The organism is Microcella humidisoli (genome assembly GCF_024362325.1).
GTDB lineage: Bacteria > Actinomycetota > Actinomycetes > Actinomycetales > Microbacteriaceae > Microcella > Microcella humidisoli.
In genome coordinates, this window is the sequence record NZ_CP101497.1 from 1264705 (window position 1) to 1289541 (window position 24837).

The following is a 24837-nucleotide window of genomic DNA, read 5'->3' on the forward strand; positions in this document are numbered from 1 at the left end:
ACTGGGCGCCTCGATGCGCCGAGTAGGAGGTTATACCTCTTACCTCAGAAGGGTCAAACGGTCGACGATGTGCTCGAGGATCGGCCGCGGGGTCGCGAGGATCAGCCGGACGTGACCGACGCCCGCTCCGCCGCACGCGCGGCCGTCGGTGACCGAGAGCTTCGCCCGCTTCTGCAGGGTCACGGCCGGCTCGTCGCCGAGGCCCAGTCGTGACACGTCGAGCCACGCGATGTAGGTGCCCTCGGGCGGTGTGTAGCCGACCTCGGGCAGTCGCTCGGCGAGCAGCTCGGCCAGCAGTCGCCGATTGGCGTCGTAGTAGGCGACGGTCGCGTCGAGCCAGCCCCGCCCCTCGCGGTACGCGACGGTGTTGGCGATGACGCCGAGCGTGCTCGCGCCGTGGCTCGCGAACGGCCCGAGTCCCGCCCACAGTTCGGCGTCGGCGTCATTGGTCAGAATCAGCTGCGCGGCCTTGAGGCCCGGCAGGTTCCACGCCTTCGAGGCGCTCGTGACCGTGATGCTGTGGGCGGATGCCACGGGGCTGACGCTCGCGTACGGAACATGCCGCGCATCGCCGAACACGATCGGCGCGTGCACCTCGTCGGCGAACACCCGCGCGCCGTGCCGCTCGACGACCTCGGAGAGTGCCGCTAGCTCGCCGCGCTCGAACACGCGCCCTCCGGGGTTGAGCGGGTTGCACAGCACGACGAGCCCGGCGCCCGCGGCGAGTTCGCGCTCGATGGCCTCGAGGTCGAGCACGGCGCGGCCCCCGCTCGTCGCCATCGGCACCTCGATCGCCGTGCGACCGTGCATGGCGGGCACGGTCAGGAACGGCATGTATGCCGGAGTCGGCACGATCACGGCCGAGCCCGGTCGCGAGAAGTGCTCCATCGCCACCACGAGCCCCGTGATGACGTCGGGCAAGGCCTGGATGCGCGCGGCGTCGACGTCCCACGCGAAGCGGTCGCGCATCCACTCGGCCGTCGCGCGGCCCATCTCGGCGGCGATCGGTCGCGGCAGATAGCCGAACTGCCCGGCATCGATCGCGGCGTGCAGGGCACTCGTGACGGCGGGGGCGGTGCCGAGGTCGCTCTCGGCGACCCACGCGCCGATGGTGCCGGGGAAGAGGCTCCACTTCATGCTCCCCGCGGCATGCAGCTGCTCGGGGGTGATCGCGTCCCACTGCGCGAACAGCGCGGCGCGATCGATCGCGGCGGCGTTCGTCGTCTCAGGCAAGAGCACCGTCCACGATCGCCTTCGCCTCCTGCTGCACGAGCCGCAGGTGCTCCTCGCCGGCGAACGACTCGGCGTAGATCTTGTAGACGTCTTCGGTGCCGCTCGGGCGGGCCGCGAACCAGGCTCGGTCGGTGACGACCTTGACGCCGCCGATGCCCGCGCCGTTGCCGGGTGCGGCGCTGAGCCGTGCCGTGATGGGGTCCCCCGCGAGCTCGGTGGCCGTGATGGCCGCGCCGTCGAGCTTGCCGAGCGCGGACTTCTGCGCGGGGCTGGCAGGAGCATCCACCCGTTCGTAGGCGGGCGCGCCGAAGCGCTCGGTGAGGTCCGCGTACAGGGCGGAGGGGGAGCGCCCGGTCACGGCGGTGATCTCGGAGGCCAGCACGGCAAGCAGGATGCCGTCTTTGTCGGTCGTCCAGGCGCTGCCGTCGCGGCGCACGAAGCTCGCGCCTGCGCTCTCCTCGCCGCCGAACGCGACCGAGCCGTCGATGAGGCCGGGCACGAACCACTTGAAGCCCACGGGCACCTCCCACAGGCGCCGACCGAGACCGGCCGCGACGTGGTCGATCATCGTCGAACTCACGAGCGTCTTGCCGATCGCCGCATCGGGTCGCCAGCCCGGACGGTGCGTGTACAGGTACTCGATCGCGACCGCGAGGTAGTGGTTCGGGTTCATGAGGCCGCCGTCGGGCGTGACGATGCCGTGCCGGTCGGCGTCGGCGTCGTTGCCCGTCAGCAGATCGAAGTCGTGGCGGCGCGCGACAACGCTCGCCATGGCGCTCGGGCTCGACGGGTCCATGCGGATCTTCTCGTCCCAGTCGAGGGTCATGAAGCCCCACTGCGGGTCGACGGCGGGGTTCACGACCGTCAGGTCGAGGCCGTAGTGCTCGGCGATGAGCGCCCAGTAGTTGACGCTCGCCCCGCCCAGTGGGTCGGCGCCGATGCGCAGCCCGCTGCTGCGGATCGCGTCGATGTCGAGGATGCTGCCGAGGTCGGCGACGTAGTGCAGCCGGTAGTCGTAGGGCTCGGTGAGCAGTGCGGCCTGCCGGCGCACACCGCGGTTGCCTTCGGCGATGAGGGCGTTGGCGCGATCGGCGATCCACGTGGTCGCGTCGCTGTCGGCCGGGCCACCGTGCGGCGGGTTGTACTTGAAGCCGCCGTCGCGCGGCGGGTTGTGGCTCGGGGTGATGACGATGCCGTCGGCTTTCGCGGACGCATCACGGTTGTAGCGGATGATCGCGTGGCTCAGCGCGGGCGTCGGCACGTAGTCGTCGTTCGCATCGATGAGCGCCATCACGCCGTTGGCGGCGAGCACCTCGAGCGCCGTCTGCATCGCCGGCGCACTGAGCGCGTGCGTGTCGGCGCCGACGAAGACCGGCCCTGTCGTGCCCTGACTCGTGCGGTACTCGACGATCGCCTGTGTGATCGCCGCGATGTGCGTGTCGGTGAAGGCGCCGTCGAGGCTCGAGCCGCGGTGCCCGCTCGTGCCGAACACGACGCGCTGCGCCGGGTCATCGAGGTCGGGCACGCGGTCGGCGTAGGCGCTCAGCAGCGCGGTCAGGTCGACGAGGTCGGCGGACTGGGCGGGTGTTCCGGCGCGGCTCATGCGCCCATCCAACCACCGGCGGCCGTCGAGGGGGTGGGCGGATGCTCGGCAATAGACTGCGGAGATGAGCCAGCAGCCCGCCCCGGTGCCGACGTACAGCTACCTGGGCCCGGCCGGCACCTTCACCTGGCAGGCACTGGGCCAGGTGCCCGAGGCCGCCGGCGCCGCGTGGCGCAGCGTCAGCAACGTCGGCGAGGCCCTCGACGATGTCGTGACCGGCCGCAGCGTGGGCGCCATGATCGCGGTCGAGAACTCGGTCGAGGGCGGGGTGAGTGCGACCCAGGATGCGCTCGCGACGATCCCGGGCCTGCGCATCGTGGGCGAGTACCTCGTCGCCGTCAACTTCGTGCTCGTCGCCCGGCCCGGAGTGACCCTCGACGACGTGCGGGTCGTGGCCGCGCATCCCGTGGCCTACGCCCAGTGCCGGGGCTGGCTCGAGCGCACGCTGCCGACCCACGGGCACATCCCTGCCGCCTCGAACGTCGCCGCGGCGACCTCGCTGCTCGAGCCCGGCTCGCCCGCGCAGGCCGCCGTCGCGCCGCCCGGCATCACCGATCACCATGACCTGACCGTGCTCGGCGACCTCATCGGCGACAACGCCAACGCCGTCACGCGCTTCGTGCTCGTCAGCCGCAGCCGCGAGCTGCCCGCTCGCACGGGCGCCGACAAGACGAGCGTCATCGCCGAACTGCCCGACGACGCCCCCGGCCGCCTGCTCGAGATGCTCGAGCAGTTCGCGACGCGCGGCGTCAACATGAGCCTCATCGAGTCGCGCCCCATCGGCGACGCGCTCGGCCGCTACCGCTTCGTCATCGACCTCGACGGCCACGTGCACGACGAGCGCGTCGCCGACGCCCTGCTCGGCCTGCGCCGGTTCAGCCCCAACGTCATCTTCCTCGGCTCCTACCCCCGGGCGGATGCGCGGCAGATCGAAGTCGTCTCGCAGTACGGCGACGAGGTCTTCACCGACGCCCGCGACTGGCTGCGCGCGATCCTCAGCGGCGAGCCCGAGTAGGCAGAGCCGGGGTCAGCCCTCGCGCGGCACGCGCACGACGAGCGAGGCGGGCGCGACGCGCACCTCGAGCCGGGTCACGAGGCCCATCTCCTCGCCGTCGATCTCGAACTCCTCCGGCCGCTCGAAGGCCAGGGTCATGCGGCGGCCCTGGAAGTAGCGCAGTGCGCGCACACTCTTGTCGGCGGCCAGGATGCGGCGGCCGACCTTGGTCTTCTGCAGCACGCCGTTCTCCCACACGACCGCGTAGCTGACGCGCATCCAGCCCCAGAGATTGCGCGGGCGCATCGCGACCACGTCGAGGAGGCCGTCGTCGATCTGCGCGTCGGGAAGGATCAGCACGCCGCCGGGCAGCGACCCGCAGTTGCCGATGAGCAGGGTGTGGATGGTCGTCGAGCGCTCGGGTGAGCCGTCGAGGCTGTAGCGCAGCCGCACCGCGTCGACGTCGCGCACGATGCGCGCGGTCGCCTCGACGTAGGCGAGCCAGCCCACCTTCTTCTTGAGGTCGGGGTTGGTCGCGGCGATCATCTTCGCGTCGAGGCCGATGCCGACCATCACGACGAAGGCGTGCCGCTCGACGCTGCCGTCGTCGCGCGTCAGTTCGGCGATTCCCACGTCGATCGCCTGGTCGACCCCGGTGACGGCCGTCGTCAGCGAGTCGCTGAGCTTGCCGAGCGAGAGCCCAAGGTTGCGGGCTAGCAGGTTGCCGGTGCCGGAGGGGATCAGCACGATCGGGATGCCCGAATCGAGCATGCCCTCGGCGACGGCCCGCACCGTGCCGTCGCCGCCGGCGGTCAGCACCGCGGTCACCCGGGCGGCAATGGCCTCGCGCGCGCGGCCCTGGCCGGGGTCGTCGACGCTCGTCTCGAGCCACAGCGACGGGGCCCAGCCGGCCTCCTCTTCGGCCGCGGCGACGGCCGCGCGCAGGGCCTCCATGTCGACCTTGGTGGGGTTGACGATGACGGCCACGCGTGCGGGGTCTGCCGCCGCGCCGGGGGTGCTCATGCGGTCAGAGTAGAGCATGCGACCCAGGGGGCGACGGGGCTTGCGTTAACCCGCGCGTGCCAGACTAGAGCCGTGATCGACCCCCAGCTGCTGCGTGATGACCCCGAGATCGTTCGACATTCGCAGCGAGCCCGCCGGGCGAGCGTCGAGCTCGTCGACGAGGCCATCGCCGCCGATCGCGAGCGGCGCGACGCCATCACCGCGTTCGAGGCGCTGCGCGCCGAGCAGAACGCCTTCGGCAAGCGCGTGGCCGCGGCGCCGAAAGACGAGAAGGCCGCGCTCGTGGCGCAGGCCCAGCAGCTCGCCGCCGACGTCAAGACCGCCCAGGCGGTGGCCGGCGAGGCCGAGGCGCGGTTCGTGCAGGTCGCGGGGAGCATCCCGAACGTCATCATCGAGGGCGTGCCCGAAGGCGGCGAAGACGACTTCGTGACGCTGCGCGAGGTCGGAACGCGGCCCGCCTTCGACTTCGAGCCGCGCGACCACCTCGCGCTCGGCGAGCTGCTCGACGCGATCGACATGCCGCGCGGTGTGAAGGTGTCGGGCTCGCGCTTCTACTTTTTGAAGGGGGTGGGCGCGCGCCTCGAGCTCGCGCTCATGAACTACGCCCTCGACACCGCGCTCGATGCCGGGTTCACGCCGCTCATCACGCCGACGCTCGTGAAGCCCGAGGTCATGAGCGGCACCGGGTTTCTCGGCGCGCACGCCGACGAGATCTACTACCTGCCCGACGACGAGCTCTACCTCACGGGGACGAGCGAGGTCGCCCTCGCCGGCTTCCACGCCGACGAGATCATCGACGTCTCGGGCGGCCCGCAGCGCTACGCCGGCTGGTCGACCTGCTACCGCCGCGAGGCCGGCAGCTACGGCAAAGACACGCGCGGCATCATCCGCGTGCACCAGTTCCAGAAGCTCGAGATGTTCAGCTACATCGATCCGGCGGATGCCGAGGCCGAGCACGCGCGCCTGCTCGCCCTGCAGGAGGGCATGCTGCAGAGCCTCGGCCTCGCCTACCGCGTGATCGACACTGCGGCCGGCGATCTGGGCTCGAGTGCGGCGCGCAAGTTCGACGTCGAGGCCTGGGTGCCCACGCAGGGCGCGTATCGCGAGCTCACGAGCACGAGCAACTGCACGACCTTCCAGGCGCGCCGGCTCGAGACGCGCTTCCGCGGCGAGGGCGGCAAGACGAGCCCGGTCGCGACGCTCAACGGCACGCTCGCGACCACCCGCTGGCTCGTCGCGCTGCTCGAGACGCACCAGCGCGCCGACGGCTCGGTCGTCGTGCCCGCCCCGCTGCGCCCCTACCTGCGCGGCCTCGAGGTTCTGGAGCCCGTCTCGTGACCGATCGCAAGCTCATCGCCCTCGACATCGACGGCACCGTGCTGCACGAAGACGGCACGCTGCCCGAGTCGGCCCTCGCGCAGGTGCACCGTCTGCGCGACGCGGGCCATGAGGTCATGCTCGCGACGGGCCGCTCGGTGGCCATGACGCTGCCCGTGCTCGATCGGCTCGACATCACGCCGACCTACGTCGTCGCGTCGAACGGCGCCATCCTGCTCAAGCGCGACCCCGACGCGCCGACGGGCTACCGGCGCCACCACGTCGAGACGTTCGATCCGACGGCGGTGCTCACGAGCATCCGGCCGCATCTCACGCACGCGAACTACGCCGTCGAAGACGAGACGGGCGTGTACCGCTACACCGGCTGGTTCCCCGACGGGGCGCTCGGCGCGATCAGTGAAGAGGTGCCGTTCGAGCAGCTGTGCGCCGAGCCGGCGACGCGCGTCGTCGTCATCTCGCCCGGCCACGCGATGGAGGAGTTCCTCGCCGCCGTCGAGCTCATGGGCCTGCACCAGGTGAGCTACAACGTCGGCTGGACGGCCTGGCTCGACATCGCCCCCGACGGCGTCAACAAGTCGACGGCCCTCGAGCGCGTTCGGGATGCCCTGGGCATTCCGGGCGAGCACGTCGTGACCGTGGGCGACGGCCGCAACGACATCGAGATGCTGGGCTGGGCGGTCGCGCACTGCGGTCGCGGTATCGCGATGGGGCAGGCTCCCGCGGAGGTCGTCGCGGCGGCTTCGGAGGTCACGGCGCGCGACACCGACGACGGGCTCGCGCAGGCGCTTGCGACCGTCTGAGACGCCTCGCCATCCCCGCCTGCGCAGATGCGGAGGAGATGCATAGGCACCCGGAACAGGAGTTCTGAGGGCACGTCGGTTAGCATGGAAGACTGATATCCAAGGAGGGCTGTCCGAGCGGCCGATGGAGCCAGTCTTGAAAACTGGTGGGCAGCAATGTCTCGTGGGTTCGAATCCCACGCCCTCCGCTCGAGTCAGGCCCGCAGTGCTCCCGAGGGGACCATCATGAGCGAACCCGTGCGCGATCGCGGCATCCGATCGCTGCCCACGGCGCCCGTGCGTCACGGACGGCTGAGCCGTTCGCGCGCGTGGAAGACGCTGCTCGCGGTCGTGGCCGCGTCGACCGCCGTCGTGCTCGTCAGCACCGTCTCGGTCGCCGCCATCACGGTGGCCCAGATCAACGCCAACATCGACGTCGTCGAGCTCGAGGTTCTCGAGGGCGAAGAAGAGCGCGTCATCCCCACGGTCGGCGAGTGGGAGGGCGGCTTCAACGTGCTCATCGTCGGCGTCGACAACGCCGAGGGCCAGGCCGACCGCGATGAGCGCGATGGCGCCACGCTCAACGACGTCAACATCCTCGTGCACGTGGCCGAAGACCAGAAGTCGGCCGTCGCCGTGAGCTTCCCGCGCGACCTCGTCGTGCCGATCCCCTCGTGCCCCGACCCGGACGGCGACGGCGCCTCGTACGCGATGTCGGCCCAGCCGCTCAACGTCGCCTACTCCTATGGCGGCCTCAACTGCGTCGTGCTGACGATCGAAGCGCTCACGGGTCTCGACGTTCCGTACGCCGGCACGATCTCGTTCAACGGCGTGGCGCAGATGGCCACGGCGGTCGGCGGCGTCGACGTGTGCATCGATGCGCCGATCCGCGACCGCTACACGGGACTCAACCTGACGAGTGCGGGCACGCACACGCTCTCGGGAGGGCAGGCCCTCGCCTTCCTGCGCACGCGCTACGGCGTCGGCGACGGCAGCGACCTCGGGCGCATCAGCTCGCAGCAGGTCTACATGTCGTCGCTCGTGCGCAAGGTGCAGAACGAGGGCGTGCTGACCGACTTCACCAAGCTCTACGGCCTCGCCCAGGTGGCGACCTCGTCGATGAAGCTCACGCGCAGCCTCGCGAGCCTCGACACGATGGTGTCGATGGCGCAGGCCTTGCGCAACATCCCCACCGAGAACATCGTCTTCGTGCAGTTCCCGGGTCGAACCGGTGGCACGGGGGTCTACCTCGGCAAGGTGCAGCCGATCCAGTCGGCCGCCGACGCGCTCTTCGCCCGCATCCGGGCCGACGAGCGGTTCCGCCTCGAAGAGGGCAACACGGGCATCGGCTCGACCACCAACCCCAACGCCCCGAGCGGAGAGCCGACGCCGGAGCCGACGCCGACCGAGACGGTCGTGCCGAAGAACGGCAAGGCCGAGCCCGAGGTCGAGCCCACGCTCGAGCCGGTCGAGCCCGAGAAGCCCGCCGACGTTCTCACGGGCGTGCAGGGGCAGTCGGCCGCCGACTACACCTGCTCGGTCTCGAACTAGCGGGTGCTCGGGCACCGGGAGCGGCCGGTATAGTGGAACCGCTCTGCTAGGAGACGTCGCATAGTTCGGCCTAGTGCACCACCCTGCTAAGGTGGAGTCCCCGCAAGGGGACCGCGGGTTCAAATCCCGCCGTCTCCGCGGAACGAGCCGCAGTCCTCGACTGCTAGGCTTGTTCGGTTCGCGCTCAGCGCGGCATGCGCCCGTAGCTCAATGGATAGAGCATCTGACTACGGATCAGAAGGTTAGGGGTTCGAGTCCCTTCGGGCGCGCGAGTAAGGCCTGATCAGACGCAAGTCTGGTTAGGCCTCTCGTTTTTCGTAGCTCCTCATGCAACCCACGTGCTATTCAGTTTCCTAGAAACTGACGCTTGAAGGTCTCGGTCTAATGCGGGCGGCTCACCAGAGTGCAGTCAGAGGGTGTCGGGTGTCGTCTTGGTCGAGACGTGCTTTTCCTTAGGAACCGCAACTCGAGCTGGAGTTCACCTGGTCGTTAGCCCCAGCGTAGGTGTGCGAATCCAAACCCCGTGGGCCGGGCCTGTCCACGTCGGTGCGAGTGTCGCGAGCGGATTCGCGCATCATCCGAGTGTTGACGGGCTGAGGCAACGGTCGGCCTCCGTGTTGGTTGGAATCGAGCTTTCGCCGAGTCTTCGGCGAGAATGTGACAATGGCGGTGCGCTTGGTTCAACGGTTCGTATTGAGCGCGTTCCTCGTTTGGCTGGTTTTTCTGCTCGAAGCACAGCCGTTGTTCGCGGACACCACGCCACTGGGGTTCGTCTTGCTCAACCTCGTTCTTCTCCCAGTCGCAACATGGCCGTTGCTCTCGATGTTTGTCGCTCGCTTTCGCAACGACGAGGTCGCGAGCTCAGGTCGTCAGTCCTCTGAGTCCAAAAGTCCCGCCAGCGTTTCCTTTCAGACGGCTTCACCGCCGATCGCAACACATCAATCGGATAGAGAGGACCCCAACGGGCAACCAAGAGTTAGCAAGTCAGTCTGGGCAGCGCTGCTCCTGATCGGGTGGGCGAGCATTTATGTGTGGGCTGGAATGCTGGCAAGCGGAGCCACCCCATTCAACGGCGTGTACTTCGACGAAGATGGAGACGCCAACCCAACCGACAGTGCGACAGCGGGTTGGATCATCATGCCGATGCTGTTCTTTGGGAATCCGCTCCTTGGTGCTCTGCTGTTCGCGATCGTGAACTACGAGGAAGATGAGTCGTTGGGATGGGTCTCGGGGCTGGTTGTGGGACTTTTCGGGGCAATTGTGTTTGTACTACTGCCGCAATACACGTAAGGGTGGAACTTCCTCCGATTCGGAAGAGACTTTCGCGTTGAAAACTGGGTTAGCTAGGCCGTCGCCGGATACGACGCGATGAGCGTTGGCCACTCAGTCCGGTGCCTCATCCCTGGTCAGGCCATCCGCGTTCGATGAAACCAAGACAGCGTCGCGGTAGTCATTCTCAAGCAGGCGGAAGCGACCAATGGTCGAAGTGATGCGCGATAAGGCTCACTGCCGTTCAACGATCGACATTGACGGCCGCAAACACTTGCGCACCTTGAGACGGACCGCTCCACTGCGATGCCCTCGGATCGAACTGGGTCGCGCGCGCAATGCACCAATGTTGGAATCAGCACTGAGGCAGTTGGTGAGACAACTCCCTTCCAGGCAAGGTCAACCTCGCCCGGCTAGACCTCTAGGGGGCTCGGGGTGCAGGCGAGCTATCTGGCACGAGATTCCGTCTGCTGATCGACGCGATCCAGATATTTGCGATTGGTTCCTATCGCAACACGGCGGAACCACTCTTCTATGACCTGACTCGACACAGACGACAGATCGACAGCGCGGAGGCTTTGTCCACGATCAAGGTACGGGGAATGACGCCCTGTCCGCATAAAGTGAGCCTGTGGCGAGATTGGCATGGAACGAGATTCAGGCGCGCGCTGCGGCCTTTGCCGAAGAGTGGTCCGGCGAGACGTATGAGAAGGGCGAAAGCCAGTCGTTCTGGGCGGCTTTCCTCGAAGTCTTCGGCATCAACAGACGCCGCGCCGGCGGCTACTTCGAGTACGCCGTCAAGCTCGACGGAGGGCGTCGAGGCTTCATCGACATGTTCCTCCCGGGCCGCCTGCTCGCGGAGCAGAAGTCGGCCGGCCGTGACCTGAACGTCGCGCGTGGCCAAGCGTTCGAATACCTCGATGGGCTCGACGACCACGACCTTCCGCAGGCAGTGGTGCTGTCCGATTTCGCATCGTTCCAGCACATTGACCTCGATACGCGAGTTGTCACCGAGTTCGCACTGCAGGATCTCCCCAAGCATGTGCGTCTTTTCGGCCCCCTCATCGAGCAGCAGAGCATCAAGGCCGAGGAAGCTTCGCCGGTCAACCGGCAGGCCGCGGAGCGAATGGCCGAACTCCACAACGCACTCGAGACTGCCGGCTATGTCGGCCACAAGCTTGAGCTGTTTCTCGTGCGGCTGGTGTTTTGTCTCTTCTCTGAGGACGCCGGCATCTTCGAGCCGAAGCAGTTCCGCGACTACGTGCGCCACAGAACCTCTGAGGACGGCACCGACGTTGGCCCGCGGCTATCGAAGTTGTTCGAAGTGCTGAACACGCCAGAGGATCAACGCTCGAAGAACATTGACGAAGACCTGGCGCGCTTTCCGTACGTGAACGGCGGACTCTTCGCGGAGGTGACCGCAGCGCCGGACTTCGACGCAAACATGCGCTTCGCACTGTTACTCGCCTCCCAGCCGGACTGGCGCAAGGTCTCCCCCGCAATCTTCGGCGCCATGTTCCAAGGGGTCATGGATGGCGACGCGCGCCACGAGCTTGGTGCGCACTACACCAGCGAGGAGAACATCCTCCGCGTCATCAAGCCGCTATTCCTGGATGACCTCTACACGGAGTTCGAACAAGCTCGCCGATCACAGCAAAGCGCTGCCCGCCTGGCCGCGTTCCACGACAAGATCGCTGAACTCAACTTCCTGGACCCGGCGTGCGGCTCCGGAAACTTTCTGATCGTCGCCTACCGCGAGCTGCGACGCCTCGAGATGAAGGTCCTGGAGGCAAAGGCGAAGCACTCAACGATGGTGTTCCTCGCGACGGATTTCCGAGTGCGGGTCGAGCAGTTCTACGGCATCGAGATCGATGAGTTCCCGGCGCAGATTGCCCGCACGGCGATGTGGCTCACGGATCACCAAATGAACACTGAGGCGGCCCAGAAGATCGGCCACGACTACTCCAGGCTGCCGCTCACCGAGGGTGCTCACATCGTCAACGCGAATGCGCTGACCACTGAGTGGTCGAGCGTCATCGACGCTCACGAGCTCGACTTCATCTTCGGCAACCCGCCTTTCCTGGGTTCTCGGACCATGGACAGGGGCCAGAAAGCAGAGTTGAAGGCTGTGGCAAACGGGTACCCGCAGTCAGGGTTCCTCGATTTCGTCACAGGTTGGTACATCCTGGCCGACCGGATGATGGAAGCAAACCCTGCGATTCAGACCGCGTTCGTGTCAACGAACTCGATCAGTCAGGGCGAGCAGCCCGGCATCCTGTGGCCGCGGCTGTACCAGCGTGGCAACCACATCACCTTCGCCCACCGCACCTTCCGGTGGACGAACGCAGCTCGAGGCGTCGCCGCGGTGCATTGCGTGATCGTCGGGTTCGCGAGAACCAAGCGGGAGCCGGCTCAGCTGTTCGACTACCCCGATATTGCTGGCGAACCGGTCCTCGATCTTGTCCAGTCGATCAGTCCCTACTTGATCGCCGGTGGCGAGTTCGTGGTGTCCAACCGTCAAGAGCAGATCAGCGGAGCTCCACGGATGGCCTTCGGGAATATGCCCGCTGACGGCGGCCACTTGCTGCTGTTGCCGCACGAGCGCGACGAGCTCCTGGCAGCCGAACCCGACGCCGCGAAATGGATTCTGCCGTACATCGGCGCGAAAGAGTTCCTGCAAGGCAACGAACGATTCACGCTCTGGCTGAAAGGAATCTCTCCGGCGCAACTGAGGGCGATGCCCCTGGTCGCCGCGCGCATCGCAGCAACACGCGAGGTCCGGTCCGCATCAGCCAGACCGGGCCTTGCCGACACCCCGCACCTGTTCGCCCAGATCACCCAGTCGCCCCACACCACAGTGCTGGCGATCCCGCGAGTGTCGTCGGAACGCAGGCCGTATGTGCCGATGCAGTTCTTCGGGCCCGGGAACGTCATCGCCGATTCGTGCCTCGCGATCGAAGGCGCGACTGAAGACGTCTTTGCTCTGCTGACGAGCGCTATGCACAACGACTGGCTTCGCACCGTTGGCGGTCGACTCGAGAGTCGGCTGCGGTACTCGAAAGACGTCGTCTACAACAACTTCGTACTGCCACCGATCTCAGACGCCGAGAGAGCACACTTAGCTGAGCTTGGTCGAGCTGTGCTTGGCGCTCGGGCGTTGTACCCGGATTCGACACTCGCTGATCTCTACGATCCCGTCGTCATGCCCATCGAGCTGCGCACCGCGCACACCGCGATCGACGCCTACGTAGATCGTCTCTATCGAACAGAAGGCTTCGGCTCGGCCGACGAGCGAGTTGCTCATCTGCTAGAGCTCGTGCAAGAGAAGGAAGCACGAACGGCGAAGTCGGGACTGACGTCACCTGTCGGTGGAGCCGCTGACTAAAGCGACTGAAGTGCCCGGTACCACGTGGCTCGACTGATCTGGAGCATCTCCGCAGTTTCCACTCGGTGTGGTCTCCGATCGCTGCGAGCTTGTGGACACGTCCCCGTAGTCTGTCCTCGACCTCGACCTCGACCTCGACCTCGACCTCGACCTCGACCTCGACCTCGACCTCGACCTCGGCCGGCCTGCCGCCGAGCCGTCCCTGAGTTGGGGCGGGCCAGGCCAGCGCTTGCGCTCGACGAGGGTGTCACGCTCGAGCGGCGCGAAGGCGGTCTTTACCGTCAGCATGGCTTCCTCCATGGGGCCACCGGTGCTGATGCCCTTGGTGAGAGCGCAACGTCGATTCTTTGCTCCCAATTGTCTCGAGGAGCTCGAGGACATTGCGCGTGTTCCGATCGAGCCGGTCGAGCTTCCATACGACCACCTCGTCGCCGTCGTCCAGTCAATCGAGTAGCGCAACGAGCTGCGGAAGGGTCACGAGCGTTCCAAAGATCCCTTCGTCGTTATCGACGTACTTCTCGGGGATGGCGGCGGCTGCGATGGCGTCGCGCTGATGGGCGTTGTTCTGCTCCGCTGTGCTGGTCCGGATATAGGCGAAGGTCGTCACTCGGCTGAGGCTAGCGAGTCGTCTCTCAATTCCCGAAGATTCGAGACAGAGCTATGAGACTCAGCACCCGCGCGTGGCGTCTGCTCAGCTCACGGTCTCAATAGGCGATCAAACTGAGATACACGATCACAGCGCCGCACGCGCCGCCAGGCAACCACTAAGGCTGGGACCATGGATGACAGGCAGGTCAACATGAGTTGTCCGCGTGCGGCAGTGCCCAATGCGTAGTCAGCGGTATAGCGTGTCTGCAAAGGCAAATGGATTAGCGGGGACGTTGGTCCATGACGGGAGCAGTCGCCGCGGGACTCTCGCCAGCCAAGGAGGCGATCACTACGACACAGAGCCCACCGGACCCCGGGCCGGCACCCAGCCCCTCCGATAGCTTCGCAGAGTCGGTAGCCGACAGTCGCAGGGGTGATCGATTCCACTATGTCTGGGCGGCCGTCCAGTCCCTAAAACTCTTGGACCAGCAGTCCGAACTCTTTCAGGTTTGGGTCGAGGGAGCGGCTGGGGAACCGGTGCCGGGTGATGAAGTTATCGACCTGGCCGAATACTATGGCGCACGCGAAGCCGTCGACCGGGTGATAGTTCGGCAGCTCAAGTACTCGACTAAGCGAGCCACCAAGGGACTGGGTCTCTCGGAACTCGGCCCGACGTTCCGCAAGTTCTCGCAGATCGAAAGGAGAAAGTACGCCGCACTACGCATTCCGATGACAGCCGACGCAGCGTATGTGGTCACCTCCAACCGCCCGGTCAACCCGTCCCTGCAGAATGCCATTGAGCAGGTCGTGACTGGGAAGCCGATCGGGAAGAACTCGATCGCCTCGAAACTACTCGGGTGGCTGGAGACTGACCAACTGCAGGCAGCGGACTTGCTAGACCGCCTCACTTTCGACGGTGCCGGTTCGGAACTCGCAACGCTACAAGCTCAGCTTCAGGTGCTCACCGCAGAGTTGACCGGAGAGACGGATAGCACCGTTCCGCCCGTTCTCCTTGATCACGTCAGTCGTCGCGCGGCTGGGGACGTCAGCGGGCCCATCGAGGTATCCACGGTCGCGATGGCGTTCGGTGTGACGGTCGAAGATCTCGTCCCGGCCCCGTCTCTCATTCCTCCGTTCGAGGGCACGGTCGCCCGGGTCGCGTACCGGGAGTTGTCGGACATCGTGCTCGGCAGTGCGGGACCGACGATTATCTCCGCGGTTGGAGGGGCCGGGAAGACGACGTTCGCAGCATCACTGCCGACCCTTCTCAAGGAGCGGGCAGTCGTAGTCATCTACGACTGCTTCGGAAACGGCAGTTATCGGGCGCCAGATAAACCGCGCCACCGCCACCGCGATGGCCTGGTTCAGATCGCCTCGGAGCTGGCGGCTCAGGCGCTGAGCGCGCCGATCATCCCCCGCGCGTCGACCGGATCCGCAGAGTATACGAAAGCGTTCGTCCGTCGGCTGCGGGAGGCGCGGCGTCGTCTCGCGGAAAGCGCACCTGGCATCGAGCTGGTAGTCGTGGTGGACGCTGCTGACAATGCTGTGATCGCCGCCGAGGCGCGCGGTGACCAGCCATTCGTGCACGACCTTCTGCAGCTCGACCCCATCGACGGGGTCCACATCGTCGTTACCGCTCGTCCATACCGGGTCGCCCAACTCCGCGCACCGTCTGAGGTTCAGATCCATCAGCTCGCAGAGTTCTCGATTGACGAGACGGAATTGATGCTTCGCGCCGTGCACCCGGGCGCGACCGACAACGACATCGCGGAGTTCCATCGCAGGACTTCAGCGAACCCACGCATCCAGGCTCTGGTGCTGAGCGAGACAGCCACCCTCAGCGAGTGCCTGAGCTCCCTGACGGGGCTGTCCGCCATCGGGGGTGACCCCGTGGCCCAGCTGCTGGGGAAGCAGCTCAACAACGTTATCGAGGCGGCGGGCGGCGACCGTGGCTCCCTCGAGTTCGCGGGGCAACTCCTCGCGACTTTGCGGCCGCGGATCCCGGTCGAGGTAATCGCGTCGCTGACGGGTCGCGATGAGAGCCTAATCCGGAGTTTCGTGTCCGACCTCGGCCGTGGGCTGGTCATCGAAGAGGATGCGGTGCAGTTCCTCGACGAGCCGACTGAAACGTTCTTCCGCAACCTTTACCCGCTCTCAGAGGAGAACGCTGATCGCGTTATCCGGGAGCTAACAGCGTTGTCGTTGTCGAACGGGTACGCGGCGGCGTCCTTACCTCAAGTTTTGTGGGAAGCCGGGCGTTTCCAGGATCTCGCCGCCCTCGCGGTTTCCGAGGAGGGACTGCCTGCCGCGGGTGAGGTCGAGCGGCGTCAGATCGCCCAGCTGCGGACATCGTTCGCGCTTCGCGCCGCGATCCGAGTCGGTGACCCTGCTGCCGTCGTTAACCTGGCAATGCTTGCAGGGGCTGCCGTTGCGAGTTCGGAGCGTCGTTACACGCTGCTGCGCGATCATCCAGACCTCGCGGGAGAGGTTATCGATGGCACAACGCTCGACGAGATTCGAGCGGCCCGCCTGATCCCGACTGAATGGCCGGGGTCGGTCCTCAATAGCGAGGCGGTCATGCTCGCCATGACGGAGGGGCGGCGGGGAGACGCTCTCAACCGACTCCGGGGTGCCCGCGCGGCGATCTCTGCGTGGGTGCAGACCTCGCCGGAGCACCGTGAAGGCAAGCTCGAGCCACGCCACGGGGCAAACATCGCGCTCGCTACGGCTTGGCTTCAGAACGAGGTGTTGGCCGCACGCTATCTCGAGGGTTGGCAGCCGGCGCGGTGGGTGTTCGATCAATCGCGGTCGGTCGCGTCAATCCTGCTGGCCCGTGGGGAGCGGGATCGGGTGGAACGTCTCGGCGTGGCCGCGCGGACATCTTCCCTGAGTCTGGCGATAGCTGCGGAACTTCAGAAGTTGGGATTGCCGCTGTCACGCGACCATGCCGAACGAGCGTGGCGCACGCTGCGCGGGGCGCGCGTAGACATCGACTCCGACGATTTCTCGATGGGAGGGATCTCCGACGCCATCTATAGGGGAGTCGCATGGATCACCGCGTACAGCGTTCGCTCGGGAATTGCGACAGTCCGCCAGGGTCTCAACCTACTCGCCAAGTATCTGCCGAAGACCCCGCCTCGGGGACTCGGTGACTACCACGGAGCTGACAACACCGGACTCCTCTGCGCTTACGCTTTGAGTGCCGCCCTGCGGGGCCGCGCCCTCCAGATCGAAGACCTGGAACCTGCGCGCGACAGTCTCGCCCGCGGCAACCGAGAGGAAGACAACGCCGAGCTGACCCGCCTGCTGCCGTGGCTGCACGGATGGGCCGGTTGGGCTATCGGGCAATCCACCGCGGCCGGCATCCGGAAGCTCCTCGACAGCTACCCTACGGAACGCTCCTCCTACCGAGATCCGATCCTCCTGCGCCGGATCGCTGGCCCGATGACCGCACAGTTGGCTCGGTCTTCGCGCTCGGCCCGTGTCGCAAGCTCGTTCGAGAAAGTCCTCAGGTCGGCGCAAGACCACTCGGGTTTGTTCGTGGCGACAGACATGATCGCATCGCTGCAGGGCGATGCAAGGTTCGTCGACTCCGCCTACGAGTGCGCGGCCGCGTCGGCAGCGAGCGCAGAGGCCGAGCAGCAGACTGCAGATCAGATGGCCGACGACCTTGTTCGTATCGCTCGTGCCATGTGCCTGTTCGACCGGGCAGAAGCGCATGCTTACTTCAGCAAGGCGGTGACGATCGTCTCGCGCGTCGGCGACGACACGTGGCAGCGCTGGGAGTCCATCGTTTCGCTAGCGCGAGGCTCCATCGTCGACGACCCCAACGAGGCCTTTCTGCTGGCAAAACATCTGGCAGACACAGCCGAACGGCTTGAGCCGTACTTGTACAACGGCTTAAACTCCACGAATCTCCTGTCTGCCCTGGAACGGATGGCGGGACCGGGATCACTCGCTATCGCGAGCCAGTGGCGCGATCGGCAGTTCGGATCCTTCGGGTCGCTGATCGGCGCCCTAAGGGCTAACGCTGACGGGGTTCTTGCCGGCCACCCCGAGCTTGGGATTGCGCTCAGCCCGTTCTCGGACGCTGGCGATCTCGGGTACGAGGCGGCCGCGCTCTCCGAGACGGGCTCCCTCACAGATGAACGATTCCGCGCCGTGCAAGAGCTCGCTTGGGCTCGCGGCGGCGAGATCGCAGCGGAGGACGTCGACCCAAGGTGGGCAGAGCAGTATGGCCTGAGGCCGCGCCGACCCCAGCACGATGGAGGCTACGTCAACTCGACCCTGGACGATCCGAGCTGGGAGTCTAAACGCGAGCAGGAGCGCGAGGCCCTGCGCGGGTCACTTCGCCTGTTGGATCTTGGTTCTCAGACCGGCATGGCGGAAGCGGCGGCAGCGATCCACGACGGGCATCATGGTTCGGCTGCGTCGTTCGTGATTGATGAGATAGAACGCCGCCCGAAAAACACCTGGGTGTCGATCCTCGCGGCGTTCTCGAACGAAGATTCGTTCAGCGTCTGGGAGCGTGCCGAGTTCATTCGCCGTGCTAGCCGACTTAATTCTTCGAGTCAGGCGTTTCGAATAGCTCTGCGAACGCTTGGCAACGACTACCTCCTCCGTAGTGCCGCGGATGTGACGTCCGGCGTGTCACTCGGGCTCGAGCTCGGTGTCCTCGCTGCGGTGCTGGGGACAGACGAACGGTCAGTGCTGCTGCGAGCCCTCGAGCTGACCGATGCGGAGGTCGCGGTCGCGTCCGCTGACTCCTGCTACAGATTGGCTGGAGGTGTCGCACCGCTACTCGCTGCTCCCGATGCCGTGCGTGCACTGACGGCAGCGCTCCGCGCGCTGGAAAGCGCCCTCGAGATCGATCCATGGTCGCCAGCAGGCGTCGAGATCCCGACCACTGCCGACGCGGGTTCGGCTGTCGCTGCAACGATCTGGTCGGCGCTGTCAGACCCTCGCGCGTCAACTCGGTGGCGAGCAACTCACGCCGCTCGCTTCCTCATTTCGTTCGGCGCCAGTGACGCGGTACAGGCGCTGACGCTTATGGTCCTTCATGACGCGCCAGTCGGCTTCGCGGACCCCAGATTCCCGTTCTACCGATGGCACGCCATCGAGGGATTTCTGGTGGCCGCCGAGCGCGTCGCGGTCGACGATCCCGAGCGGGTGACCCCGCTGCTGGCTTCGATATCGGCCCTCAGCGCAGCAAACCTCGACCATGCCCGCATCCAGCACCTCTGCATGCAGATTGCGCACCGATGCGATGACTCCAGCCTCGCCCAATCCGCCACGATCCCGCGGGCGTCGCTCGACGACGTGCGCAGGTTCGAGCGGCCGCGCGCTCCGAAACCGTACGGACACCATGCGGCTAAATCTGACTTCTCGTTCCACTTCGACTTCGAGGAGTACTCGATCGCCCCGCTCAGCGAGGCGTTCCAAACCACCCACCAGGAAGTAGTGCGGGCGATGAGCGACTTGATCCTCGACGAGTGGGGCTATCGAAGCTCGATCGAGCTGAAGGAGGATCCCCGCCGCCGCGCAGGAGCGTATGGCAGCGAAGAGACCTACTTCTACAAGTACGACTTCCCGGTGGCGGAAGATTTGAAGTACTACCTCAGCCATCATGCCCTGCTGACTGTCGCGGGCCGGTTCTTGCGATCGACAACGCGGTTTCGCGACCCCGACGAGGGCGTAGATGCGTTCGACGAGTGGTTCGCGCAGTTCGACCTCGGACGCGAGGATCGCCGGTGGATCGCGGACATCAGAAGGCCGGTCCCGGACGGGCACGAACGTCGACAGCACAGCTACGGAGATGACTGGCTGTGGAAGGTTGAGGCGAACGACTTCACCCCGGAGTTCCTGCACGCAGACGGTTGGGTGACCGTCCGATCCGCCGCCCGCCAGTCCCATTACGGTAGTTGGGACAACACATTTGTGACCAGTTCGCTGGTGGCAGAGGACACTGGGATGGCGCTAATGCGGGCACTGCAGGCTGCACCATCGTTCACCAATCATCGCCTCCCCCTGACCGACGACGAAGACTTCACCTTCAACAACGGATCGTTCCAGCTTCGTGGTTGGATCGATAGTCCTCACCACGAGACTGGCGTCGACCGCCGCGACGACTTCGCCCGCGATGTGCAATTCCCCACCCCTCGGCCGAGCCGGACGGTCCTCGATGCGGTGGGGTTGTCTTCAAGTGAAGACGGCATGAGTTGGAGCACATCCGATGGAGTGCTGGCGGCAACGGCGGAATCCTGGTCTTTGAGGGACCATGGGCGCGAACCTAGCGGACCGCACGGCACTCGTCTGCGTGTATCACCAGAGCTGCTTACTAGCGTCGCCACACACACCGGCATGGCCGTTATCGTCGAAGTGCGAATCGACCGCTACGCCGAGTCCACCCGACGCAACTCGAACCACGACTCACTGGGATACCTCGATGACTACGTCAAGTTCTTCCTCTTCAGCCCCGGTGCCGGATGGCGAGACGCGCGCGGCCGTCCTATCATTGGGCCAGCAGATCGCGGACAGCCTGGATGAGCACGACCTCCTCTCGAGGTGGATGGCGCAGCATCTCGCCGAGCGTCTGGCGGCACTCGAGTCGCTAAAGGGTAGGGCGCGACTCGAGGCGGAGGACGCGGTCGCAGAACTGATCTTGCAGATCTGGGCGCACCGACGTGAGGTCGGGTTCCGGAGGGACCCCCTCGCCGCAACGGACAGCGTGGAGCGGGCGATCGCGCGCCTGGACCCGGAGGCCAAAGGCTTGTTCTCCTACTTCCGGCCATTCGATGATGAGCCGGGGCCGTCAGTGGCGGAGATTGAAACCAATCAGGCGTTGAAGCTGGCGTTGGCCGTGGACAGAATCGGCGAGGACCTGGTCCGAGCGCTGGTCACCTACGCCGCCTTGACCGCTATCGATCATGACGCTGACTGGGTAAGGGCCAGCGACGCCATCCATCCGACGACGTTCCGGCGACTTGAGCGCCTGATTAGCTATGAGGGCAGTAGCGACACGGATGCTGCGCCGCTCGAAGTGGCAGAGAAGCGGGTGTCGGAACGTGCGCGGTCTCTGGGCAAGCTCGTGCGCCTGGCATCGAAGCTAGCCGCTGCCGACCAATAGCACTCGATAGTGCTGGAGTCTTTCTGGAAGCTTCCAGGCCGCGGATGCTCGACCTGGCTAATCTCCCCGTATGGATGCGGCAAAAGACGTCGGTATCCCGAGTTGCCCCGCCTGCTTGATGCCACTCGAGCTCGACAGGCGACTCGGCGCGTGGGCGTGGCCTGAACGCCGACTGACGCGGTTGAGCTGATTCCCCAGTTCAATCAAGGATTTCGCGTCAAATGCAGGTACTGGTGAGAGTCGCGCCGGGTTCGACAAGGCCGGACGGTGCATTCGTTCTTGCTTCGACCTGGGCCCATCTACAGCTATCGCGTGCTGGCATCCTTAGGCCAAGGCGTTTCGCCGCCGATGTCACGTGTCATTGGCGACTGCGTGATTAGCCCATGCCGTCAGCTGAGAAAGCTCGCTGGCCGACACGAAACTCCCGACGCTTTCGGCGAACACGGATTCCACTGCCGAAGCGGACTCCTGAAGACGTCGCAACCCTTCGGTTGTGATCGCCACCAGAAAGCTTCGTCCGTCATACGGGTTCTTTTCGTGCGTCGCCAACCCTGCATCCTTCAACGACTCAATCAGTCGGCTGGCGTGCGTTCGAGTAACAGCGACGTGTGAGGCGAGTTCAGCCATCTTCATTGGGCCGGCCGCCGCCTTGAGTTGAGCAAGGACCTCGTACTCCGAATAGGTCAGCCCGGCCAGCTTCTTCAGCTCTTTGTCGATCGTTGGGGCCATGCGCATGTACGCGCGATAGATGGCCCGCCACGCTTGCTCGGCTTCGGTCGACATGCCTTGAATCTATCGATTTGCGTGCGGAAGTACATATATAGTAACGTGCACACACACATAAACGGATTGGAAGGTCATGCCACACATCGCCAGCACGAAAGCACCATTCACCCTGAAGACCTTCTTGGCGACTTTCGCTGACCGTTGGGCGGGCTGGATCCGTCCGAGGTGAGTTGGAGCGGTGACACCGACGCAGAAGAGACCGTCAGGGCCTATCTAAGGAGCCAAGAATGGCATTGCTCAAAGATGTTTTGGTGGGGGAGCGCTGGGCATACCGGATCAGCGACGCCGACCGTCTCACAGAAGTTGTGGTTCAGGGTGTCAACGACTCGAAGCCGGCCCGGGTCGAAATCACCTACGCCGCTATCCCAGAGTCGGTTGTTGATTCAGTCCCGCCAAGCCGGTTGAAGGTTCGCTGGCCGGAGCGAGACCGCTTTCTGCGACGGGAAGCGCAATGGCGCACCATCAGCAGCCGGCCGAGCAACGTCGAGCGTATGGCCGTGACCGCTGTCATAGACGAGTTCTTTCGCCCAGCAGCCGCGATCGGTGCAGGCAAGCTAATGAAAGGCACTATCGCCATTTACGATGCCGATCTTGTCGACGTCTTCATGGGCGGCGGACTAGAAGGAGTTCTGCGGGGTGCTGATCACGTCGCCGAAGGCGCCGCCGATCATTACGGCTGGGAAGTCGCGGTTGAGATTGCCAAGCGAACCTGCCGTTTCAAGCCGGATCGGGTCATGGCATTGGTGCAAGCCGAGGAGAAAAGTGGCTGGTCCGCATGGTCCGGGGCGTGGACGGGGTCATCGGCGACGCGGGCCTTCGAAGCTTCAACGGGACAGACCTGGAGTCTCTTGCGAAACTGGTGTGGCCGGGAATCGGACGCGCTTGTTGAGCTAACAGGTCTCCGCGACGATCTTGCCCGGTTGATCGCGGCGTTTGAAGCGGCGGTTGTCTTGGTTGCGCGTGGTCTGGACGAAGCGCGGGCTCGGGAACTCTTTACAACGGCGTACCCCGAAGCCGAGGATGCTGAATGGCACTTGCTCCTTCGCCGGGCTCGAGGTGTTGCTGAGTAAGGAGATGCTTCACGTAGCCAGTTACTGGGGTGCCCGCGCGCCTTGGAAGCCCCTTTCGCCCGCTAGCAGACCAGGTGCGAATGCCTGGGGACGCTGCGGAGATCCTCGGCCGCGAACACCCGCATCTGAGCTGCAATGCAGTCGGCTCGAGGCGGGGAGGAGGAGGAAGAAGGGAGGAAGTATCTCTCTCATCTTTACTTCCCTTCCTCATTCCTCCTCCGCCCTTAAGGGGCGGAAGAGGAAAGAACAAGCGAAGCGGTCGTTTCGGCTGGCGGCGGAAGCAACAACAAGGCGGCCTCGAAGTCCGGGGCCGCCTTCTTGGTTGTCGACACTCACGCCAGTTCGTAGTACTTCGCGGGCCCCTTCGTGAACATGGTCACCTTGCCAGCCTCGAGAAGAGACGCCATGATTCCGCTGCTCGTGTTTTTCGTGAAGCCCTTGAGCTTGAGAGCGACCAAGTCGCCGATGGTCATGGGTACGCCGTGATCCGCCATCGCGCGCAGAACCGCGACCTCGACGCTGCTCTCGCGATTCGTAGGGGCCGGCTTGGAGGGCACCGGGCAGTTTTCGCAACGTGGCCAAGCGTTGATTTCGGAAACCCACGCGCTTTCCACCAGGAAGAACGCGTGGTGAAGAATCGCCGCAGCGTCCACCTCTTCAATGGTGTCGGAGACCCCGAGCTGCAGCGTCGGCACTGACTTGTATTTCCCGTCGGCGGAAGCTCGGGCCTCGCGATAGCAGTCGTTCCCAAGGCGAGCAGAGAATAGCTGGGACGGTTTGCGTCTGTGCTCCCATGCCTCCGTGCGCGGGATTGCCGGGCAGTCTTCGCAACGTTCGAATTGTTGCACCAAAGCGACGTACTGCTCGAAGTCTCCGTCGGGAGCGTCTCCTTCCGCCCCGCGGCCGGAGGTCAATAACCCTCTCTCAACCCAGGCGGGACGCAAGCACTCGACGAGCGCAACGGCGTGGACGATGCAGAATCCGCGGAGGAGGCTAGGGCTGCGTTCCGCGAGAGTGGAAGCCTCACTGCAGGTCACGCCGCAGCTCCGATCGTCTCGTAGCGAAGCGACGAGAGGTCGACTCGGAGCGTCGTCTTACCGATACGCACGGCCGTGAGGACGCCCTGGCTTACCCAGCGGCGCACTGTCGAGGGATTGACCTTCAGAAGTTCGGCGGTCTCGTTGACGGTCTTCCAGGTGGAGTAGTGCGGATCCAAGTGTTCCAATGGGGCTCCTAGCTTTCAGTGGGGGCTGCAGTTGTGGCCTGCAAACCCATGCTACGTCCGCACTCAGGAAACTCCCAGAAATGTGCGTTCCGCACAAGTCGGCGTAGTGCTCACGATTGGACCGGGAGTTTCTCGGTTGAGATCCCTGTACCCGTGTTCGTTCGGGCGTTGGCCGGCCCCCGCTTGAGTTGTGTGACCTTTCAGCTGGGTGACCACTCCTGAGCGACTCGTCACGTGCGGACCGTTAGGAGAGTCCTCGCGCCCCAGATGCGCGCCACAAGCCTCACCGGGCGCTATCTGCCTCACGCACTACAGAGTGCGTGCCCGACGTCGAGCGGAGAGACTCGGGGGTTCTCGCTGCGGCCATTCGCCCACGGCTCTCCTGAGGCCGTGCCATCAGTGCCGCTTTTCGGGAACTCCGCATTGTTCATGACCCGCGCCACCGCATCGATGCTTCTTTACAGCGCCGGAAAGACCTCGGGCAGCTTCGGGCGGGGGTGCGAATAGCGTGGGGCGCACCCGAGAATTTTCTTCGCCCGAATGGTGGTGCAACTACCCCTCTTGCCCCGGCAGATGAAGAGAGTGCGAGACGACGACGGCGAGTTCAACTGCCGAGAAGCGATCAATTCGACGAGACAAGTGCTCATGGCGGCCCAGCGCGACTCTCCCGCAGCGGTGGTGAGAAGGAGTCAGATGCAAGAACTGAAAGAGCTGTGCGCCCACTTCAGCCGAGCGCTCGAGCAGTGGCGAATCCGGCGAGACCGCTGGATCGACGTGCTTCGCGACGTTGCCGGGGGAGGAAGCCTTAGTGGTAAGGCACAAAGCCCATGAGCTTGACGTGGACGACCAGGAGAAGTTCCTACCTGT

At 65.2% G+C, this 24837-nt stretch carries 17 protein-coding genes and 3 tRNA genes; 12 read left to right on the top strand and 8 right to left on the bottom strand.

Going from position 1 to position 24837, the window contains the following annotated elements:
- Positions 1-39: 39 nt before the first annotated feature.
- Together NNL39_RS06090 and pgm are read right to left on the bottom strand one after the other, a co-directional pair.
- Positions 40-1233 carry a MalY/PatB family protein gene (locus NNL39_RS06090; RefSeq protein WP_255160797.1) on the bottom strand — a complete coding sequence of 398 codons (1194 nt, stop codon included), beginning with the start codon at positions 1231-1233 and terminating at the stop codon, positions 40-42.
- Positions 1226-2836 (bottom strand): phosphoglucomutase (alpha-D-glucose-1,6-bisphosphate-dependent), encoded by a 1611-nt coding sequence (gene pgm / locus NNL39_RS06095; RefSeq protein ID WP_255160798.1) that lies wholly within the window; start codon positions 2834-2836, stop codon positions 1226-1228. The genes NNL39_RS06090 and pgm overlap by 8 nt, the downstream gene beginning before the upstream one ends.
- Before the next feature lie 64 nt (positions 2837-2900).
- Here pgm and pheA point away from each other — a divergent pair, with 64 nt between their 5' ends.
- Positions 2901-3851, top strand: coding sequence for a prephenate dehydratase (pheA, locus tag NNL39_RS06100; RefSeq protein WP_255160799.1), 951 nt, complete (start codon positions 2901-2903; stop codon positions 3849-3851).
- Positions 3852-3863: 12 nt separating this feature from the next.
- Here pheA and NNL39_RS06105 read toward each other — a convergent pair whose 3' ends face one another.
- Complete coding sequence (locus NNL39_RS06105; RefSeq protein ID WP_255160800.1) at positions 3864-4853, bottom strand: diacylglycerol/lipid kinase family protein; 990 nt, start codon at positions 4851-4853, stop codon at positions 3864-3866.
- A gap of 72 nt (positions 4854-4925) precedes the next feature.
- Between NNL39_RS06105 and serS the strand changes: the two genes are divergently transcribed.
- From serS to NNL39_RS06145, 8 genes are all read left to right on the top strand, one after another.
- Entirely contained in the window at positions 4926-6191 is a 1266-nt protein-coding gene (serS, locus tag NNL39_RS06110; RefSeq protein WP_255160801.1) for a serine--tRNA ligase, read from the top strand.
- Positions 6188-6991: an HAD family hydrolase gene (locus NNL39_RS06115; protein WP_255160802.1), complete on the top strand. Its 804-nt coding sequence runs from the start codon at positions 6188-6190 to the stop codon at positions 6989-6991. The genes serS and NNL39_RS06115 overlap by 4 nt, the downstream gene beginning before the upstream one ends.
- Positions 6992-7094: 103 nt before the next feature.
- Positions 7095-7179 (top strand) — tRNA-Ser (locus tag NNL39_RS06120).
- 37 nt (positions 7180-7216) lie between these two features.
- The gene (locus tag NNL39_RS06125) at positions 7217-8521 is read left to right on the top strand and encodes an LCP family protein (protein WP_255160803.1); all 1305 of its coding nucleotides are present in this window, start codon (positions 7217-7219) and stop codon (positions 8519-8521) included.
- A gap of 49 nt (positions 8522-8570) precedes the next feature.
- Positions 8571-8659: transfer RNA gene (locus NNL39_RS06130), tRNA-Ser, on the top strand.
- A 58-nt stretch (positions 8660-8717) separates the two neighbouring features.
- Positions 8718-8790, top strand: a tRNA-Arg gene (locus NNL39_RS06135).
- 394 nt (positions 8791-9184) lie between these two features.
- Positions 9185-9811 (top strand): hypothetical protein, encoded by a 627-nt coding sequence (locus tag NNL39_RS06140; protein WP_255160804.1) that lies wholly within the window; start codon positions 9185-9187, stop codon positions 9809-9811.
- A gap of 610 nt (positions 9812-10421) precedes the next feature.
- Positions 10422-13175: a class I SAM-dependent DNA methyltransferase gene (locus NNL39_RS06145; RefSeq protein WP_255160805.1), complete on the top strand. Its 2754-nt coding sequence runs from the start codon at positions 10422-10424 to the stop codon at positions 13173-13175.
- Between the two features lie 247 nt (positions 13176-13422).
- Here NNL39_RS06145 and NNL39_RS13030 read toward each other — a convergent pair whose 3' ends face one another.
- Positions 13423-13599 carry a recombinase family protein gene (locus NNL39_RS13030; RefSeq protein ID WP_407665155.1) on the bottom strand — a complete coding sequence of 59 codons (177 nt, stop codon included), beginning with the start codon at positions 13597-13599 and terminating at the stop codon, positions 13423-13425.
- A gap of 18 nt (positions 13600-13617) precedes the next feature.
- Positions 13618-13782, bottom strand: a complete 165-nt coding sequence (locus NNL39_RS06150) for a recombinase family protein (RefSeq protein WP_255160806.1) — start codon at positions 13780-13782, stop codon at positions 13618-13620.
- 461 nt (positions 13783-14243) lie between these two features.
- On the opposite strand from NNL39_RS06150, the gene NNL39_RS06155 reads away from it, so the two are divergent.
- Both NNL39_RS06155 and NNL39_RS06160 read left to right on the top strand, forming a co-directional pair.
- Positions 14244-20309 carry a hypothetical protein gene (locus NNL39_RS06155; RefSeq protein WP_255160807.1) on the top strand — a complete coding sequence of 2022 codons (6066 nt, stop codon included), beginning with the start codon at positions 14244-14246 and terminating at the stop codon, positions 20307-20309.
- Entirely contained in the window at positions 20278-20889 is a 612-nt protein-coding gene (locus NNL39_RS06160; protein WP_255160808.1) for a hypothetical protein, read from the top strand. The genes NNL39_RS06155 and NNL39_RS06160 overlap by 32 nt, the downstream gene beginning before the upstream one ends.
- 351 nt (positions 20890-21240) lie before the next feature.
- On the opposite strand, the gene NNL39_RS06165 is transcribed toward NNL39_RS06160, so the two are convergent.
- The gene (locus tag NNL39_RS06165; RefSeq protein WP_255160809.1) at positions 21241-21672 is read right to left on the bottom strand and encodes a MarR family winged helix-turn-helix transcriptional regulator; all 432 of its coding nucleotides are present in this window, start codon (positions 21670-21672) and stop codon (positions 21241-21243) included.
- A 230-nt stretch (positions 21673-21902) separates the two neighbouring features.
- On the opposite strand from NNL39_RS06165, the gene NNL39_RS06170 reads away from it, so the two are divergent.
- Complete coding sequence (locus tag NNL39_RS06170; RefSeq protein ID WP_255160810.1) at positions 21903-22745, top strand: hypothetical protein; 843 nt, start codon at positions 21903-21905, stop codon at positions 22743-22745.
- A gap of 332 nt (positions 22746-23077) precedes the next feature.
- On the opposite strand, the gene NNL39_RS06175 is transcribed toward NNL39_RS06170, so the two are convergent.
- Positions 23078-23440: a hypothetical protein gene (locus NNL39_RS06175; protein WP_255160811.1), complete on the bottom strand. Its 363-nt coding sequence runs from the start codon at positions 23438-23440 to the stop codon at positions 23078-23080.
- 338 nt (positions 23441-23778) lie between these two features.
- Positions 23779-23970 (bottom strand): helix-turn-helix domain-containing protein, encoded by a 192-nt coding sequence (locus tag NNL39_RS13035; RefSeq protein WP_407665156.1) that lies wholly within the window; start codon positions 23968-23970, stop codon positions 23779-23781.
- Positions 23971-24837: the final 867 nt, after the last annotated feature.